The organism is Leclercia sp. J807 (assembly GCF_009734465.1).
Classification (GTDB): Bacteria; Pseudomonadota; Gammaproteobacteria; order Enterobacterales; family Enterobacteriaceae; genus Enterobacter.
On record NZ_CP046446.1, the window covers coordinates 3,963,961 to 3,979,897 of the forward strand.

At 58.1% G+C, this 15,937-nt stretch carries 15 protein-coding genes; 7 read left to right on the forward strand and 8 right to left on the reverse strand.

The genetic code is table 11. From position 1 onward, the window contains the following. Positions 1 to 52 precede the first annotated feature (52 nt). Both parC and GNG26_RS18765 read right to left on the reverse strand, forming a co-directional pair. The gene (gene parC / locus GNG26_RS18760; protein ID WP_156239773.1) at positions 53 to 2,311 is read right to left on the reverse strand and encodes a DNA topoisomerase IV subunit A; all 2,259 of its coding nucleotides are present in this window, start codon (positions 2,309 to 2,311) and stop codon (positions 53 to 55) included. Positions 2,312 to 2,431: 120 nt separating this feature from the next. Beyond that, complete coding sequence (locus GNG26_RS18765; RefSeq protein WP_103176969.1) at positions 2,432 to 2,833, reverse strand: YgiW/YdeI family stress tolerance OB fold protein; 402 nt, start codon at positions 2,831 to 2,833, stop codon at positions 2,432 to 2,434. 139 nt (positions 2,834 to 2,972) lie between these two features. Here GNG26_RS18765 and qseB point away from each other — a divergent pair, with 139 nt between their 5' ends. The 6 genes from qseB (at position 2,973) to GNG26_RS18795 (ending at position 7,195) form a co-directional block, all read left to right on the forward strand. Further along, complete coding sequence (gene qseB / locus GNG26_RS18770) at positions 2,973 to 3,632, forward strand: quorum sensing response regulator transcription factor QseB (RefSeq protein ID WP_103176970.1); 660 nt, start codon at positions 2,973 to 2,975, stop codon at positions 3,630 to 3,632. Continuing rightward, a complete protein-coding gene (gene qseC / locus GNG26_RS18775) occupies positions 3,629 to 4,978 on the forward strand; it encodes a quorum sensing histidine kinase QseC (RefSeq protein ID WP_156239774.1) in 1,350 nt (449 codons plus the stop codon). The genes qseB and qseC overlap by 4 nt, the downstream gene beginning before the upstream one ends. Positions 4,979 to 5,084: 106 nt before the next feature. Next, positions 5,085 to 5,666, forward strand: a complete 582-nt coding sequence (locus tag GNG26_RS18780) for an NAD(P)H-dependent oxidoreductase (RefSeq protein ID WP_103176972.1) — start codon at positions 5,085 to 5,087, stop codon at positions 5,664 to 5,666. Positions 5,667 to 5,695: 29 nt separating this feature from the next. Then, positions 5,696 to 6,010: a putative quinol monooxygenase gene (locus GNG26_RS18785; RefSeq protein WP_103822963.1), complete on the forward strand. Its 315-nt coding sequence runs from the start codon at positions 5,696 to 5,698 to the stop codon at positions 6,008 to 6,010. Positions 6,011 to 6,203: 193 nt separating this feature from the next. Continuing rightward, positions 6,204 to 6,644 (forward strand): peptidoglycan-binding protein LysM, encoded by a 441-nt coding sequence (gene lysM / locus GNG26_RS18790; protein WP_156239775.1) that lies wholly within the window; start codon positions 6,204 to 6,206, stop codon positions 6,642 to 6,644. Positions 6,645 to 6,664: 20 nt separating this feature from the next. Then, positions 6,665 to 7,195 carry a hypothetical protein gene (locus GNG26_RS18795; protein WP_231604157.1) on the forward strand — a complete coding sequence of 177 codons (531 nt, stop codon included), beginning with the start codon at positions 6,665 to 6,667 and terminating at the stop codon, positions 7,193 to 7,195. 21 nt (positions 7,196 to 7,216) lie between these two features. On the opposite strand, the gene GNG26_RS18800 is transcribed toward GNG26_RS18795, so the two are convergent. The 3 genes from GNG26_RS18800 to GNG26_RS18810 are packed head-to-tail and all read right to left on the reverse strand — an operon-like array spanning position 7,217 to position 11,517. Next, positions 7,217 to 8,404: a glycoside hydrolase family 88 protein gene (locus tag GNG26_RS18800; RefSeq protein WP_156239776.1), complete on the reverse strand. Its 1,188-nt coding sequence runs from the start codon at positions 8,402 to 8,404 to the stop codon at positions 7,217 to 7,219. A gap of 28 nt (positions 8,405 to 8,432) precedes the next feature. Continuing rightward, on the reverse strand, positions 8,433 to 9,677 hold the full coding sequence (locus tag GNG26_RS18805; protein WP_197080114.1) for an oligosaccharide MFS transporter: 1,245 nt from the start codon (positions 9,675 to 9,677) through the stop codon (positions 8,433 to 8,435). 31 nt (positions 9,678 to 9,708) lie between these two features. Then, on the reverse strand, positions 9,709 to 11,517 hold the full coding sequence (locus GNG26_RS18810; RefSeq protein ID WP_156239777.1) for a DUF2264 domain-containing protein: 1,809 nt from the start codon (positions 11,515 to 11,517) through the stop codon (positions 9,709 to 9,711). Between the two features lie 166 nt (positions 11,518 to 11,683). On the opposite strand from GNG26_RS18810, the gene GNG26_RS18815 reads away from it, so the two are divergent. Next, the gene (locus GNG26_RS18815; protein WP_156239778.1) at positions 11,684 to 12,520 is read left to right on the forward strand and encodes an AraC family transcriptional regulator; all 837 of its coding nucleotides are present in this window, start codon (positions 11,684 to 11,686) and stop codon (positions 12,518 to 12,520) included. An 83-nt stretch (positions 12,521 to 12,603) separates the two neighbouring features. Here the strand turns inward: GNG26_RS18815 and parE are convergent, their stop codons facing one another. Genes parE through cpdA form a run of 3 tightly spaced genes read right to left on the reverse strand, consistent with a single transcriptional unit; the run spans position 12,604 to position 15,933 of the window. Further along, entirely contained in the window at positions 12,604 to 14,496 is a 1,893-nt protein-coding gene (parE, locus tag GNG26_RS18820; RefSeq protein WP_103176985.1) for a DNA topoisomerase IV subunit B, read from the reverse strand. Positions 14,497 to 14,524: 28 nt separating this feature from the next. After that, positions 14,525 to 15,106 (reverse strand): esterase YqiA, encoded by a 582-nt coding sequence (gene yqiA / locus GNG26_RS18825; protein ID WP_103822872.1) that lies wholly within the window; start codon positions 15,104 to 15,106, stop codon positions 14,525 to 14,527. Further along, a complete protein-coding gene (gene cpdA / locus GNG26_RS18830; RefSeq protein WP_156239779.1) occupies positions 15,106 to 15,933 on the reverse strand; it encodes a 3',5'-cyclic-AMP phosphodiesterase in 828 nt (275 codons plus the stop codon). The genes yqiA and cpdA overlap by 1 nt, the downstream gene beginning before the upstream one ends. Between the last annotated feature and the right edge of the window lie 4 nt (positions 15,934 to 15,937).

Genomic DNA, 15,937 nt, shown 5'->3' on the forward strand with positions numbered 1-15,937 from the left:
TAACGGATGTTTTTCACGAGTCCCCCTCCTGAGCGGAGGGGGAGGTGCTCTGTTACGCTTCGTTGTCGCCCGATGTCGCGCGGTGTGGAGAGTCGATCTCTACACGGTCAATGCGCTGCAAGCCACGCATCAGCGATCCTTTGCGTCCACGTTCGCCCACCACTTTCTGCAGCTCTTCCGGGCGCAGCTTGATTTTGCGTTTACCCACATGGATGGTCAACGTACTCTGCGGCGGCAGAATAAAGAGGTGCGCCAGGCTGTCTTCCCCTTTTGCCGCATCCGCCGCGGCGATGTTGATGATCTTATTGCCTTTGCCTTTCGACAGCTGCGGCAGATCGCTGAGCGGGAACATCAGCATGCGGCCCGCGGCGGAGATCGCCAGCAGCATGTCGTTCTCGTCTTCAATCACCAGCGGGGCCATGACCCGGGCGTTATCCGGCAGACTAATCAACGCCTTGCCCGCACGGTTGCGCGAGATCAGATCGTTAAAGGTACAGATGAAGCCGTAGCCCGCATCGGAGGCCAGCAGCAGCTTCTGCTCATCGCCTTCCATCAGCATATGCTCAATGGTCGCCCCTGGCGGCAGCGTCAGCTTGCCGGTGAGCGGCTCGCCCTGCCCGCGCGCTGACGGCAGCGTAATCGGGTCGATGGCGTAGCTGCGCCCGGTGGTGTCGATAAAGGCCACCGGCTGGTTGCTCTTGCCCTTCACGGCGGCTTTGAAGCTGTCGCCCGCTTTGTAACTCAGACCCGGCGCGTCGATATCATGACCTTTGGCGCTACGCACCCAGCCGCTTTGTGACAGCACAATGGTCACCGGCTCGGACGGCTGCAGGTCATGCTCGCTCATCGCTTTCGCTTCTTCGCGCTCGTGCAGCGGAGAGCGACGCTCATCGCCGAAGGCATCGGCGTCAGCCTGCAGCTCTTTCTTCAGCAGGTTGTTCATCTTGCGTTCGGAGGCGAGGATCGCCTGCAGCTGATCGCGCTCTTTTTCCAGCTCGTTCTGCTCACCGCGAATTTTCATCTCTTCCAGCTTCGCGAGATGGCGCAGTTTCAGCTCAAGGATCGCTTCCGCCTGAGTTTCGCTAATGCCAAAGCGTGACATCAGGGCCGGCTTCGGCTCATCCTCGGTACGGATGATCTCAATCACTTCGTCGATGTTGAGGAACGCCACCAGCAAACCTTCGAGGATATGCAGGCGCTTAAGCACTTTCTCCAGACGGTGATTCAGACGACGGCGCACCGTATCGCGGCGGAAGGTCAGCCATTCGGTGAGGATCTCCAGCAGGTTTTTCACCGCCGGACGGCCATCCAGCCCGATCATGTTCAGGTTGATACGGTAGCTTTTTTCCAGATCGGTGGTGGCGAACAGGTGGTTCATCACCGGCTCCATATCCACACGGTTGGAACGCGGTACGATCACCAGACGGGTCGGGTTTTCGTGGTCGGATTCATCGCGCAGATCGTCCACCATCGGCAGCTTTTTATTACGCATCTGGGTGGCGATCTGCTCCAGCACCTTCGCGCCGGAGACCTGGTGCGGCAGCGCGGTGATCACCACCGCGCCATCCTCTTTGGTCCACACCGCACGCATGCGCACCGAGCCGCGACCGTTCTGGTAGATTTTGCGGATTTCCGCGCGGGAGGTAATGATCTCCGCTTCGGTCGGGAAGTCCGGCCCCTGCACGATATCCAGCAGATCGTCCAGCGTGGTCTTCGGCTGTTCAATCAGGGTGATGGCCGCTTTCGCCACTTCACGCAGGTTGTGCGGCGGGATATCCGTCGCCATCCCGACGGCAATGCCGGTGGTGCCGTTCAGCAAAATGTTCGGCAGACGCGCAGGCAGCATTTTCGGCTCCTGCAGCGTACCGTCGAAGTTCGGTACCCACTCCACGGTGCCCTGGCCCAGCTCGCTGAGCAGCAGTTCGGCATATTTTGAGAGACGGGATTCGGTATAACGCATCGCCGCGAACGACTTCGGATCGTCCGGCGCACCCCAGTTCCCCTGGCCGTCGACCAGCGGATAGCGGTAGGAGAACGGCTGGGCCATCAACACCATCGCTTCATAACAGGCGCTGTCGCCGTGCGGATGGTATTTACCCAGCACGTCACCCACGGTACGGGCGGATTTTTTAAACTTGGCGCTGGCATTCAGTCCCAGCTCAGACATCGCATAAACGATGCGGCGCTGAACGGGTTTCAGGCCATCTCCGATAAACGGCAACGCCCTGTCCATGATGACGTACATGGAGTAGTTCAGGTAGGCGTTTTCCGTGAATTCATGTAGCGCGAGGCGCTCTGCCATATCGCTCATTAAATGGGATTCCTCAACTCAGAAACCAGTTGGTTTCAGGCAATATTGCCGCAGATACTACCTTATCTGGCGAGTCGAGTCACAAAGAAAAAGGGGCCGGAATAGTGGCCCCTTGATGGGTTATTTATTCAGCTTGATAACCTGTTTCACGTCGATTTCGAAATCGTTCCACTCTTTATCGACCTTGCCCTGCAGCTCAACCTTATCCTGCGGCGTAATGGTCTGGCCGTTCCAGTGTTTATTGTCGATCTCCACCGTTACCGTGCCGCTCTCATCACGGAAGGTATAACGGTCGTCAGAGAGGCGCTCGGTAATCGTCCCGCGCAGTTTCACCCAGCTGTCATCCTTCATATCCTTGACCTTCTGCGCCGTGGTGAGGTTAGCGTCATTATCGACAAACCCACCCTGCTGGGTTTGCGTCTGGGTTGCCGTCGCGGATGGGCCATTAAATCCACCCTGTGCCGCAAACACCGGCGCGGAGGTGATCATCATGATGGCAGCAATAGCAGCGATTTTTTTCATCTTAACTCTCCCTTTAATGTCGTTTCGCAATCCATTAAACAGGGTAAACCTTAACAACTTCTTAAGCGGAAAATTTAAATTTTTTTACTGTACAGCTGTGCGTAACAGAGGGTTTACTGACGGCATCAGGGAGGGAAACATGCGCATTTTACTGGTAGAAGATGACAGGCTGATTGGCGACGGCATTAAAGCCGGGCTGACGAAAATGGGCTTTTGCGTGGACTGGTTCACCGACGGCGAAACGGGCCGCGCGGCGCTCTACAGCGCCCCCTACGACGCCGTGGTACTCGACCTGACGCTGCCCGGCCTCGACGGGCTACAAATCCTGCGCGAATGGCGGGCACAGGGGCGCGACGAACCGGTGCTGATATTAACGGCGCGGGATGCGCTCGATCAGCGCGTCGAGGGGCTGCGCCTGGGGGCTGACGATTATCTCTGTAAACCCTTCGCCCTGATTGAGGTGGCCGCCCGCCTGGAGGCGCTGGTGCGCCGCAGCCACGGGCAGGCGCACAGCGAACTGCGCCACGGTAAGATCACGCTCAATCCTACCAGCCTCGTCGCCACGCTAAACGGCGAAACTCTGGTGCTGAAGCCGAAAGAGTTTGCCCTGCTGGAACTCCTGATGCGCAACGCAGGCCGCGTCCTGCCGCGGAAGCTGATTGAAGAGAAGCTCTATACCTGGGATGACGACGTCTCCAGTAACGCCATAGAAGTCCACATACACCATCTGCGCCGCAAGCTCGGCAGCGATGTTATCCGCACCGTGCACGGCATCGGTTATACCCTGGGTGACGCATGAAACTGACCCAACGCCTCAGCCTCAAGCTGCGCCTGACGCTGCTGTTCTTAGCCCTGTCGCTGACGGCGTGGTTTGCCGCGAGCATCGTCGCCTGGCACCAGACCACCGATAAGCTCGATAAGCTGTTTGACACCCAGCAAATGCTGTTTGCCAAACGGCTGCTGACCATGGATCTTGACGAGCTCAAAGCCCCGGAACGCATGCGCGAGGTGCCGAAAAAAGCCCGTCACGGCCATCTGGATGACGATGCGCTGGCCTTCGCCATCTACACCCCCGAGGGCAAAATGGTGCTTAACGACGGCGAAAACGGGCGCGACATTCCGTATCACTATCGCCGGGAAGGGTTTGATAACGGCCAGCTCAACGACGATAACGACGAATGGCGCTTCCTCTGGCTCACCGCCCCGGACGGCAAGTACCGGGTGGTGGTCGGCCAGGAGCGGGAGTACCGTCAGGAGATGGCGCTGGACGTGGTGCGATCGCAGCTCACGCCTTGGCTGGTGGCGCTGCCGGTGATGCTGCTGTTGCTTATCGTCTTGCTGAGCCGGGAACTGCACCCGCTGAAAAAGCTGGCGCAAACCCTGCGCCTCCGCTCACCGGATGCCACTGACCGCCTGCCGACCCACGGCGTGCCCGTTGAGGTTCGCCCGCTGCTCGATGCGCTGAATCATCTGTTCGCCCGCACCCAGGAGATGATGGCCCGCGAGCGCCGCTTTACCTCCGATGCCGCCCATGAACTGCGCAGCCCCCTCACCGCCCTGAAAGTGCAGACCGACGTGGCGCAGCTGTCGCTGGACGATCCTGAGGCGCAGGGCAAAGCGCTGAACCAGCTACACGCCGGTATCGACCGGGCATCGCGGCTGGTTGAGCAGCTCCTGACCCTGTCGCGCCTGGATTCGCTGGAGAGCCTTGATGACGTGGAATCCCTGGTGCTGGCCGATGTTCTCCAGTCGGCGGTGATGGAGATCTACCCTTCGGCGCAGCAGGCCGGGATCGAGATGCGCCTGAATATCAACGCCCCGCAGGTCACCCGCCCTGGTCAGCAGCTGCTGCTGAGCCTGCTGGTGCGCAATCTGCTGGATAACGCCGTCCGCTACAGCCCGCGCGGCAGTGTGGTGGAGGTTACGCTGGATAGCCGCAGTTTCACCGTCCGTGACAACGGAGCGGGCATTGCCCCCGAGGCGCTGGCGCGGATCGGCGAACGCTTCTATCGCCCGCCAGGACAGGAGCAAACCGGCAGCGGGTTGGGGTTGTCTATCGTCAAACGGATTGCCGCCCTGCATCGAATGACGGTAACACTCGGGAATGCGCCGGAGGGCGGCTTTGCCGTCACCGTCGGCTGGTAGGGAATTATTGCTGTTATAGCAAAAGACTTTGCACATTTTGCTAATTTCACCGCACCGCTGTCGCGCGTAGAATAGCCCTCAGACTCGCTACTTTGAGGACAACTTAATGAGCAATATCCTAATTATCAACGGCGCAAAAAAATTCGCCCACTCCAATGGCCAACTGAATGACACCCTGACCGAGGTCGCGGACGGCTTCCTGCGCGACGCCGGGCATGATGTTAAAGTCGTGCGCACCGACGGTGAATACGATATCCAGGCCGAAGTGCAGAACTTCCTCTGGGCTGACGTGGTGATCTGGCAGATGCCTGGCTGGTGGATGGGCGCGCCGTGGACCGTGAAAAAGTACATGGACGATGTCTTTACCGAAGGCCACGGCGCGCTGTATGCCAGTGATGGCCGCACCCGTTCAGATGCCTCGAAAAAATATGGCTCCGGCGGTCTGATTCAGGGGAAAAAGTACATGCTTTCCCTCACCTGGAACGCCCCGATAGAGGCCTTCACCGAAGAAGATCAGTTCTTCCACGGCGTGGGCGTGGACGGTGTTTATCTGCCGTTCCACAAAGCCAACCAGTTCCTGGGAATGGAGGCGCTGCCGACCTTTATCACCAACGACGTGATTAAAATGCCGGACGTGCCACGCTATATCGCAGAATATCGCAAGCATCTGGCTGAAATTTTTGCTTAACTGGTTGCATGTTATCAGGAGAAATGACCATGCTTACCGTTATTGCTGAAATTCGTACCCGTCCTGGCCAACATCACCGTCAGGCGGTGCTGGATCAGTTCGCTAAAATTATCCCGACCGTTTTAGAAGAAGCCGGCTGCCACGGCTACGCGCCGATGGTGGACACCGCCGCTGGCGTCAGCTTCCAGACCACCGCCCCCGACTCCATCGTGATGGTTGAGCAGTGGGAAACCGTGGCGCACCTTGAAGCGCATCTGCAGACCCCGCACATGAAAGCGTGGAGCGAGGCGGTGAAGGGTGACGTTCTGGAAACGCATATCCGTATTCTGGAAAACGGGGTTTAACCCCTGTTTTGCCCGGTGGCGCTACGCTTACCGGGCCTACAAAACCGTAGGCCGGGCAAACGAAGTGCCGCCCGGCAATACCAACAGCACCGAACCTCAGGCCCGGTACGCATAGCGTTTCCGGGCTTTTTTTATCACCTCGAAACGCACCTGCTATGCTTATTTCTGATTTCATTGTTATCTGGAGGAAGGAATGGGAATTTTTAACTTCGTTAAAGAAGCAGGTGAAAAGCTGTGGGACAACCTGACCGATCACAAAGGTCAGAGCGATAAGGTGACTGAACACCTTAAAAAACTCAACATACCGGGCGCCGACAAAGTACAGGTCAACGTCAACGACGGTAAGGCCGTGGTGACGGGTGACGGACTCACCCAGGAGCAGAAGGAAAAAATCCAGGTCGCGGTAGGGAACATCGCGGGCGTCAGCGAGGTGGAAAACACCATCACCGCCACCGATACCCAACATGAAGCCACCTACTACACGGTCAAATCGGGTGATACGCTGAGCGCTATCTCCAAAACGGTGTATGGCGATGCGTCGCAGTACAACAAAATCTTCGAAGCCAACCGCCCTATGCTCTCCAGCCCCGATAAAATTTATCCTGGCCAGACGCTGCGTATTCCGGAAGCCTGATAGCGCCGTACAGTGAGAAGATGATGAAGATAGCCTGTCTGGGCTGGGGCTCGTTGGTCTGGAAAAGCGGCTCACTCCCCGTCGCCGGGGAGTGGAAAACCGACGGACCGTCGCTGCCCGTCGAGTTTTGCCGGGTCAGTGACGGCGGTGAACTGGCAACCGCCATCTGTATGAATGCGCCTGCCGTACCGGTGCTCTGGGCATGGCTTAATGTGGAAACGCTGAGCGTGGCCTGTCAGGCGTTGCGTGAACGCGAGGGGATCCCGGAAGATCGTTGTGACGGTATAGGTTCATTGCTGATCGAAGGCCGCCACACCGGCCTGCTTTCGAGATGGGCGGTTGAGAGAGGCATTGAGGCGGTGATCTGGACCGGGCTGCCGCCGAGAAGCGCCTCCCTCGAGGGCCGCGTGCCCACCGTGGATGAAGCCATTGTTTATCTGGATAGCCTGAGCGGCGAGACCCGCCAGCATGCGCGGGATTACATCAATCGGGTGCCGGAGCAGATCGATACCCCTTATCGGCGAGTCATCAAAGAAGTGCTGGGGTGGTGACAACGCCACCCCAGCGTTTTCTTACCAGTACAGTTTCCAGCTCTGGGTGAAGCGCACCAGCGCTTCGACGTAGAAGTAATCCCCCCAGCTGGCGCACTCGTCCACGCCCTTGTTGCTGGCGAGGTGATACACGGAGTGTTTCAGCACGCCGTTGCCCTTCTCCTCTTTCCCCATCAGGTAGTGCCTGGTCAGCGAGGACATGATCCCTTTCGCCCACGCCAGATAGCGCTCGCGATCCGGGTCAGTCACCGGCAGGTGCTTCACCAGCTCCAGCAGGCCGCATACCGCAATCGCCGCCGACGAGGCGTCGCGCAGCGCGTCGGTGCCCACCAGCGCCAGATCCCAGTGACAGACGTAATCCTCCGGCAGACGGTTGAGGAAGTAGTTTGCCAGCCGTTTTGACAGGGCGATCATCGTCTCGTCGCCGGTATAGATATAGCTCAGCAGGAAGCCGTAAATCCCCCACGCCTGACCCCGCGACCAGCAGGAGTCGTCCGCATAGCCCTGCTGGGTATTGCCGTAGCGCGGCGCGCCGGTGACCACGTCCATATAGTAGGTGTGGAAGGTGGAGGCATCGTCACGGATCAGGTACGTTGCGGCCTGCATCACATGCGCTTTAGCGGCCTCGGCAAAGCGCGGATCGCCGGTCTGCTCCGTCGCCCAGTAGAGCAGCGGCAGGTTCATGTTGCAGTCGATGATCATCCGCCCGGCCTGTTCCGGATCGGCCAGATCGCCCCACGCCTGGATGATCTTCGCCTTCTCGTGGAAGCGTTCCAGCAGGGCTTCGGCGGCCAGCAGCGAGAAGCCGCGGGCCTCGCGACTGCCGGTCAGTCGCCAGTCCGCCACGCAGGAGAGCGTGTAGAGGAAGCCGAGATCGTGGGTGTTGGTGTCGCTGCGCCCGGCAATGCGCAGGCCAAACGAACGCGTGTGTTTTTGGGCCATCTCACGGAATTTCTCGTTCCCGCTCATCTCCCACGCCAGCCACAGCTGCCCGGTCCAGAAGCTGGTGGTCCATTCGACGTTATCGGTCAGGGGATAAAACCCCTCTTTGCAGGTTTCTGCCGGGAATTTGTCACCGAATTCCGTTAAATGACGGCTAATCAGGTCGAGGATATGGCTGCGCGCCGAGATTAATTCATCGCTAAAGGTGCGTTCATCCACGGGCACGGAAATATCGGCCAGACGTTCCTCGGTGATACGACTTAACATAATTCGATTCCTTCTTTGACGACGTAAATTAGTGATGTTCAACAACGTTCAGCGTTTTTGCGCCGCGCCATTTGCTCTGGCAGGCGGATAACGTGAAGGCGGAAATAAGGGTAAAGGTCAGCGCCGTGGCTCCCATGATGATATAGGTCTGCTCAAAGCCGATGCGGTCATACATATAACCGGCAGGGGAAGAGACCACGACATTACCGACGTAGAGCATTGCCTGATAACCCAGCAGATACATGGTGGCGTTCACCCGTTTATCGAAATGCTCGGCGATATATTTAAAGACCGACACCAGCAGGAGGCAGATCTCCAGACCGTACAGCGGCTTGAGAACCGAAATAAGCAGGTGCGAATCGCAGATCCCGGAAATAATCAGGCGCGCCCCGACAATCAGGCCGACAATTAATAACCCGCGTTTGGCGCCAATAAAATTCACGAACAGCGGGATCACCATATACATGACAAATTCCATGCCCGACTGCACGGTGCCCAGATAGCCAAATACCGCGTTGCCCTGGTGCACGTCATCAAAGAAGGTGACGAAATAGCGCGAGAACTGCTGCTCGGCGATAAACATCATCCACGCCACGCCCGCCACGTAAAGGCAGAAAGCCCAGAATTTGCGGCTGCGCAGCAGGGCGTAGACATCCGCCGGAACGATTTTCTCTTTGGTCAGCACCTCACCCGCATGAGCCGAGTTGGTGTTCACCTTCAGGCTCAGGAGGACAATCAGCATAATGACCGACGCCACGCTGCCCATAATAAAGTTGTACGCCGGAGAGAGGTTAAACAGCAGGCCGGAGAACGACGATGCCACCGCCCAGCCCAGCGAGCCCCACATACGGATCTGACCAAATTCCATGCCGTTCAGACGGCTGAAACGGTCGGAATAGGATTCGCACGCCGCGACGCCCGCATACCAGGCGAAACTTAAATAGAGCGCGCCGATAATAATCCCCAGCATGGTGTTGGACATTAACAGCGGCTGATAGACATAAATAAAGAATGGCGCCATCAGGGCGGACATCGCCACCACAAAATAGAGCAGGTATTTGCTCATGCCGATCTTATCCAGAATGTAGCCATAGATCGGTTTCAGAATAACGGAGAAGACACCGTTTACCGCAAATACGGTGCCGATCACCGAGCCGCTCAGGTTGGCTTTTTGCCCGAGCCAGATCGCCAGCAAACCAATACTGGCCGACCAGGTAAAGAAATAGAGAAAGATAAAACTGCTGATTTTGTAATATTCAGTTTTGTTGCTCATACCATCCTCGCCGATATCCAGGGTAAGGCTCTTATAAAATGAACGACAGCTTACGTTCGCTTCCGGGCGCGCAAATAACGACCCGGTTATCTTCTATTTTCAGTTGTGGTGTGTTTGCCTCTGCACGCGCTTTCCCGGAGGCGTATACAGCACTGCACAGCCAGCTCTCCCCCTGCGGGAGAGCGGTGGTCAGCACCGGAATGGCAGCGCATTCGGCAAACATGATGCTGCTGTTGGGTGGCGTCACCACGCTGTCAGGCTGACGGCTAATGACAGGCGACAGATCAACAATGACGCTGCTGCCGTTCGCGGCATTCAGGTAACTGCCGCGCCCGATAAGCTGGTGGTCGGTTTTCATTACCGCAAACCCGCCCTCCACCGTCTGCAACGTGCGGGCGCTGTTAATGCGGTGCAGGCGCAGATGCCACTCGCCAAACGGCACCAGCCAGCTCTCGATGTGGACGTCGTGCCACGGCGACCAGCGCGAAAAGATGAAGTTCTCGTCGACGCGAACCGCCTCGCATTCACGGCGTCCGCGGAAGTAGTTATCACCATCGGCCAGCAGCAGCATGGAGTCGCAGGCGGCATGCTTGATGCCGAAGCGGCCGCGCTCGATGGTGAACCCAAAGCGGCTGGAGTAGGCAAATTTGGTGTATTTCGCCTCGGTGTTAACGTAGTTGTTCAATTCCAGCTGTCCGGCGGTAAGCATGGTGACGTGATCCGCCTGCATCAGGATCTGCTGGGCATGGGGAATGACACGCTTTTCGGCAAGCGCAGGTAATGGCTGCTCTTCTGTCTGCCAGAACGGATGGCTCTCCGGCAGGGCCAGAATCAGGTAGGTTTTCAGCGCCCAGTAAGGCGAGCCGGGGGAGTTATAGTCCTCGCACATCGCCAGGTTCGGGTAGGCGAAACCCAGCGTCAGGACCCCGTCGCGATCGGTCATCGGCTGCTGCTGCCACCAGCGCAGATGACGCAGGATGATCCCTTTCACGATCCCCGGCGTAAACACCTCCAGCCCGGAAAAAGCCACCGCGCTCCAGAAGGCGACCATCGCGAAGCGGTAGGTCAGGCTGCGGCCAAAGGGCACCGAGGCGCCGTCGGCAGCGGACATATAGATAAAATCTTCCGCGAACAGGCGCGAACGCTGGCGCAGCACCTCTGCCCGCCCCTCATCGCCGCTGAGGGTGGCGTAAATCAGCCCGTAGAAGTGAAACGCCATCGAGATGTAATAGTCCTTTGGCCGTCCCGGACCGTCGGAATACCAGCCGTCCCCCAGATAGTAGGCCTCCATCATGGCGAAGCGGCGATCGATGGCCTGCTGATCGTAGGGCAGCCCGGCGCGCTTAAAGCCAAGCTGGACCATGATGGCGAAGTAGTTCCAGTTGCTGTCCGGCATCGTCGCGTCGGTGATCTGATTCAGCCAGGCGTGCAGGTTCATCAGCTCAGGTTCGCTAAACAGTTCAGTGAGTTTATCCTGCAACAGCGCCAGCCCGAGGCCATAGGCCGCCATCTCCACCAGACGCTGGTCATAAGGCCCGGCTTCGCCCCAGTAGCCTGCGCTTTGCGGATCGGTCCCCTGCTTAATGGCGGTGAGGTATTTATCGCTGAACGGCGTACTGTCGCCTGCGGCCATCAGCGGAAACAGCCCCCACAAGACCCGGGAGAGCCCCTCCATCTGCGCGACATCGGTGGCGTAGTGGGCGCTGGTATCGCCCAGTGAAAAACGGGAGCTACCCGCCGGGAACTGCTTATCCACCGCGGCCAGCAGGGTATTAAGGGCCGCCACCAGATTCTGGCGGGATGACAACGGATTTGATTTTTCTTTATTTGCCGCGCACATACGCTCGTCCTCGCAATCAACTGCGGCAAAGCATAGTTAATCAGCAAGGTGCAGAAATGTTAGCCGGGTCACAGGTGTGAGAGATGAATAAACCCGCAGTTGAGGAAATTTAAAAAGGTGGTTTATAAAGGGGAAAGAAAAGGGAAAAGTTGAGTTTTATTGCACTATGCGCGAGACCCCCACGGCGGAACACCTTGAGCTCATCACCCTGAACGATACCCTCGTGTCGTTCAGTCGCCTGTTCGCCAACACCGTGCGCTATCACCACTGGCATCAGTGCCTGGAGATCCTCTATGTCGAAGAGGGCTTTGGCGTGGCGATTGTCGATAATCGTCACTACACCATGCGCCCGGGGAGGCTGTTTTTCTTTCCTCCCTTTACCCTGCACAAGGTGATGGTCGATCCCCAGGCCGAAGCGAACTACCGCCGGACCATTATTCATCTCGATCAGCATGCGGTAATGAAAGCCCTGCGTGATTTCCCCCAGACCCAACAACGACTCCAGAAGCTGTCCCAACGGGGAGGAGAAGCCTGGGTAGCGGACATGGCCCACTGCCACAGCCATCTCGATCATCTCTTCAGCTGTTACCCGCCACCATTGAACAGCGAGCGCATCGCCAGCCTGCTGATTAGCCTGTTCGCCATGCTGCCGCACGATGACGAAGGCCAACTCGGCAACAGCCACGGTATCGCCAGCCAGGTAATGTTCTGGCTGGACGAGCACTATCAGCATAAGTTCAGTCTTGATGCGCTGGCAGACGAGCTGGGGAAATCCCGCAGCTACGTGTCACGGAAATTCCATGCGGAAACGGGAGAGAAAATTCACGATTACCTAAATACGTTACGATTACGCAAAGCCTGTGAATGCCTGCTGCATTCGGAGGCGAGCGTGCGGGAGATTGCCGCGCGGGTGGGGTTTTCGGACGTGACCTACTTTATCAGCGCATTTAAAAAGGGCATCGGAGAGACGCCCTTGCAGTACCGGAAGAATCATGCGGCCTGACGCAATGCCCGGCGGCGCTTCGCTTGCACGGGCCTACAGGTGCGGGTAGGCCGGGCAAGGCGCAGCCGCCGCCCGGCAAGGCATCAACCCTCGATATCCGCCAGGTCGCCCTTCTCCTGCAGCCAGTTGCGGCGGTCTTCCGAGCGCTTCTTGGCCAGCAGCATATCCATCACCGCGGTGGTCTGCTGCTCATCTTCATCGCTGATGGTGAGCTGTACCAGACGGCGGGTATTCGGATCGAGCGTGGTTTCACGCAGCTGCAACGGGTTCATCTCGCCCAGCCCTTTAAAGCGCTGCACGTTAGGTTTGCCCTTCTTGCGTTTAAGTTGTTCCAGCACGCCCGCTTTCTCTTCTTCCGTCAGGGCGTAATAGACCTCTTTACCGAGATCGATACGGTACAACGGCGGCAGCGCCACATAGACATGGCCGTTTTTCACCAGCGTGCGGAAGTGCTTCACAAAGAGCGCACACAGCAGGGTGGCGATGTGCAGCCCATCGGAGTCCGCATCCGCGAGGATACAGATCTTGCCGTAACGCAGCTGGCTGAGATCTTCGCTGTCCGGATCGATACCGATCGCCACGGAGATGTCATGCACCTCCTGCGACGCCAGCACCTCATCGGAAGAGACTTCCCAGGTGTTAAGGATCTTACCCTTCAGCGGCATGATCGCCTGATATTCACGGTCGCGCGCCTGCTTGGCCGACCCGCCCGCAGAATCTCCTTCCACGAGAAACAGCTCGGTACGGTTCAGATCCTGCGCGGTACAGTCCGCCAGTTTGCCCGGCAGCGCAGGGCCGCTGGTGAGCTTTTTACGCACCACTTTCTTCGCCGCGCGCAGACGGCGCTGGGCGCTGGAGATGGCCATTTCGGCCAGCATTTCTGCGGCCTGTACGTTCTGGTTCAGCCACAGACTGAAGGCATCTTTCACCACGCCGGAGACAAACGCCGCGCACTGGCGTGAAGAGAGCCGCTCTTTAGTCTGACCGGCAAACTGCGGATCCTGCATCTTCACGGAGAGGACGTAGGCGCAGCGCTCCCAGATATCTTCCGCCGACAGCTTCACGCCGCGCGGCAGGATATTGCGGTATTCGCAGAACTCACGCATCGCGTCCAGCAGCCCCTGGCGCAGGCCGTTCACGTGCGTGCCGCCCTGCATGGTCGGGATGAGGTTAACGTAGCTTTCGGTCAGCAGCTCGCCGCCTTCCGGCAGCCACAGCAGCGCCCAGTCCACCGCTTCCGTATCACCGGCAAAATTACCGATAAACGGTTTTTCCGGCAGGGTTGGCAGGCCATTAACCGCTTCGCCCAGGTAATCATTCAGACCATCCTGGTAGCACCAGCGCTGCTCGCTGTTGTTGACCTCATCCTTGAAGGTAATTTCTACCCCAGGGCAGAGCACCGCTTTCGCTTTCAGAATGTGCGTTAAGCGTGAGACCGAGAAACGCGGGCTGTCGAAGAAGCTCTCGTCCGGCCAGAAGTGGACGCTGGTGCCGGTATTGCGTTTCGCGCAGGTACCGATCACCTGCAAATCCTGCACTTTATCGCCGTTCTCAAAGGCGATGTTGTAGACCTGGCCGTCGCGCTTAACGGTCACTTCCACACGTTTGGACAGGGCGTTCACCACGGAGATACCTACCCCGTGCAGACCGCCTGAGAACTGGTAATTTTTATTGGAGAACTTCCCGCCCGCATGCAGGCGGCAGAGGATCAGTTCAACCGCCGGCACACCCTCTTCCGGGTGGATATCGACAGGCATGCCGCGTCCGTCGTCGATCACTTCCAGCGACTGGTCGGCATGCAGAATAACGTCAACGCGTCTGGCATGACCCGCCAGCGCTTCGTCGACGCTGTTATCAATTACTTCCTGGCCCAGATGGTTTGGGCGCGTGGTATCGGTGTACATCCCCGGACGGCGGCGAACCGGCTCAAGCCCGGTGAGTACCTCAATGGCATCAGCGTTATAGGTTTGCGTCATGATTTAAACTAGCAATTCGCAGCGATTGTCAGAGGCTGTGCAGACCGAGAAAATCGACAATCTGGGTGAAATGATCCTCAAAGCCCGTGAAAGCGTGGTTACCACCCTCTTCTACAGTCTGGCGGCAAGAGGCGTAATACGCCACTGCCTGGCGGTAATCCAGCACTTCATCACCCGTCTGTTGCAGCAGCCAAATAAGATCTGGCGCTTCCAGCGGATCGATCTGCATCACTTTGAGGTCGTAAATATGGCGAGACTCTAGCACATATTGCTGTCCGGTGTAGGGGTTCTCGTTGTGCCCAAGATAGCCCACCAGCAGCTCAAAAGGCCGCACCGCCGGATTCACCACCACGGCGGGTACCATAAAGCACTGGGAGAGCCAGGTGGCGTAGTAGCCGCCAAGGGAAGAGCCCACCACGCCGAACGGCTCGCCGCCGTGCGCCATGACGATGGTCTCCAGCATCTCGGCGGCATCTGCCGGGTACGGCGGCAGCTGCGGGACGATCATCTCGACGTCGGGATGATGAACCTCCAGCCATTGGCGAAACAGCGTCGCTTTTGCCGAGCGCGGGGAGCTGTTGAACCCGTGCAGATAAAGGAGCGCAGACATCAGTAGCCTTCTGACGCGGTATCCGGGCGGAACCGGGTGCCTTCCAGACGGCAGACTTCGGTGGTCAACGAGCCGTCGGCATGCAGTTCCAGCCAGCGCCAGCCTGGCGCAATGGTATCTAACGTGAAGTTCGCGCAATGCGGTTTGAACTGCACGCAGGTAGAAGGCGTAGCCAGCAGGCGACGACCGTTCCAGTCGAGATCCTGCTCCTGATGGATATGTCCGCAGAGCAAGTGCTTCACCCGCGGGAATTTCTCCAGCACCTGATCCAGGGCGGCGGAGTTGCGCAGGCTATGCTGATCGAGCCAGCTACATCCTGCCGGCAGCGGATGATGATGCAGTAAAAGCAGCGTGTTGCGCTCCGGCTCAGCCGCCAGTTTCGCTTCCAGCCACTCCAGCTGAAAATCGCTCAGCTCACCGTGCGGCACGCCGAAGACCTGGCTGTCGAGCAGCAGAATCTGCCAGTGGTCGCCGGCGTAGACCCGTTTAGCGGGCGAAATGCCTGAATCCTGAAGTGCGCTGTACATCGCCGGTTGAAAATCGTGGTTTCCCGGTAGCCAGACGCAGGGCGCGTTAAAGCTCGCGGTACCTTCAGCGAAATGCTGATAAGCCGCGGCGGTTTGGTCCTGCGCCAAATCGCCCGTTGCGACAATCAAATCGCATTCGCGCTTCTGGCCATGAATGGCTTCCAGAACAGCCTGATAACTCTCCCAGGTATTCACACCTAACAGGGTTTCATGCTTATTGGCAAACAGGTGAGTATCGGTAATTTGTAATACCCTGACTGGCGCCCCACCAGCAACAGTCAGGTTCAACAGGCTTTCCAAATGG

What these genes read in the sequence shown, in the direction of transcription:
- lysM (WP_156239775.1), top strand. Translation starts at nt 6,204, where the DNA reads ATGGGAATTTTTAACTTCGTTAAAGAAGCAGGTGAAAAGCTGTGGGAC.
- GNG26_RS18780 (WP_103176972.1), top strand. Translation starts at nt 5,085, where the DNA reads ATGAGCAATATCCTAATTATCAACGGCGCAAAAAAATTCGCCCACTCC.
- yqiA (WP_103822872.1), bottom strand. Translation starts at nt 15,106, where the DNA reads ATGTCTGCGCTCCTTTATCTGCACGGGTTCAACAGCTCCCCGCGCTCG.
- GNG26_RS18805 (WP_197080114.1), bottom strand. Translation starts at nt 9,677, where the DNA reads ATGAGCAACAAAACTGAATATTACAAAATCAGCAGTTTTATCTTTCTC.
- qseB (WP_103176970.1), top strand. Translation starts at nt 2,973, where the DNA reads ATGCGCATTTTACTGGTAGAAGATGACAGGCTGATTGGCGACGGCATT.
- GNG26_RS18815 (WP_156239778.1), top strand. Translation starts at nt 11,684, where the DNA reads ATGCGCGAGACCCCCACGGCGGAACACCTTGAGCTCATCACCCTGAAC.
- GNG26_RS18810 (WP_156239777.1), bottom strand. Translation starts at nt 11,517, where the DNA reads ATGTGCGCGGCAAATAAAGAAAAATCAAATCCGTTGTCATCCCGCCAG.
- GNG26_RS18785 (WP_103822963.1), top strand. Translation starts at nt 5,696, where the DNA reads ATGCTTACCGTTATTGCTGAAATTCGTACCCGTCCTGGCCAACATCAC.
- parE (WP_103176985.1), bottom strand. Translation starts at nt 14,496, where the DNA reads ATGACGCAAACCTATAACGCTGATGCCATTGAGGTACTCACCGGGCTT.
- GNG26_RS18800 (WP_156239776.1), bottom strand. Translation starts at nt 8,404, where the DNA reads ATGTTAAGTCGTATCACCGAGGAACGTCTGGCCGATATTTCCGTGCCC.
- parC (WP_156239773.1), bottom strand. Translation starts at nt 2,311, where the DNA reads ATGAGCGATATGGCAGAGCGCCTCGCGCTACATGAATTCACGGAAAAC.
- GNG26_RS18795 (WP_231604157.1), top strand. Translation starts at nt 6,665, where the DNA reads ATGATGAAGATAGCCTGTCTGGGCTGGGGCTCGTTGGTCTGGAAAAGC.
- GNG26_RS18765 (WP_103176969.1), bottom strand. Translation starts at nt 2,833, where the DNA reads ATGAAAAAAATCGCTGCTATTGCTGCCATCATGATGATCACCTCCGCG.
- qseC (WP_156239774.1), top strand. Translation starts at nt 3,629, where the DNA reads ATGAAACTGACCCAACGCCTCAGCCTCAAGCTGCGCCTGACGCTGCTG.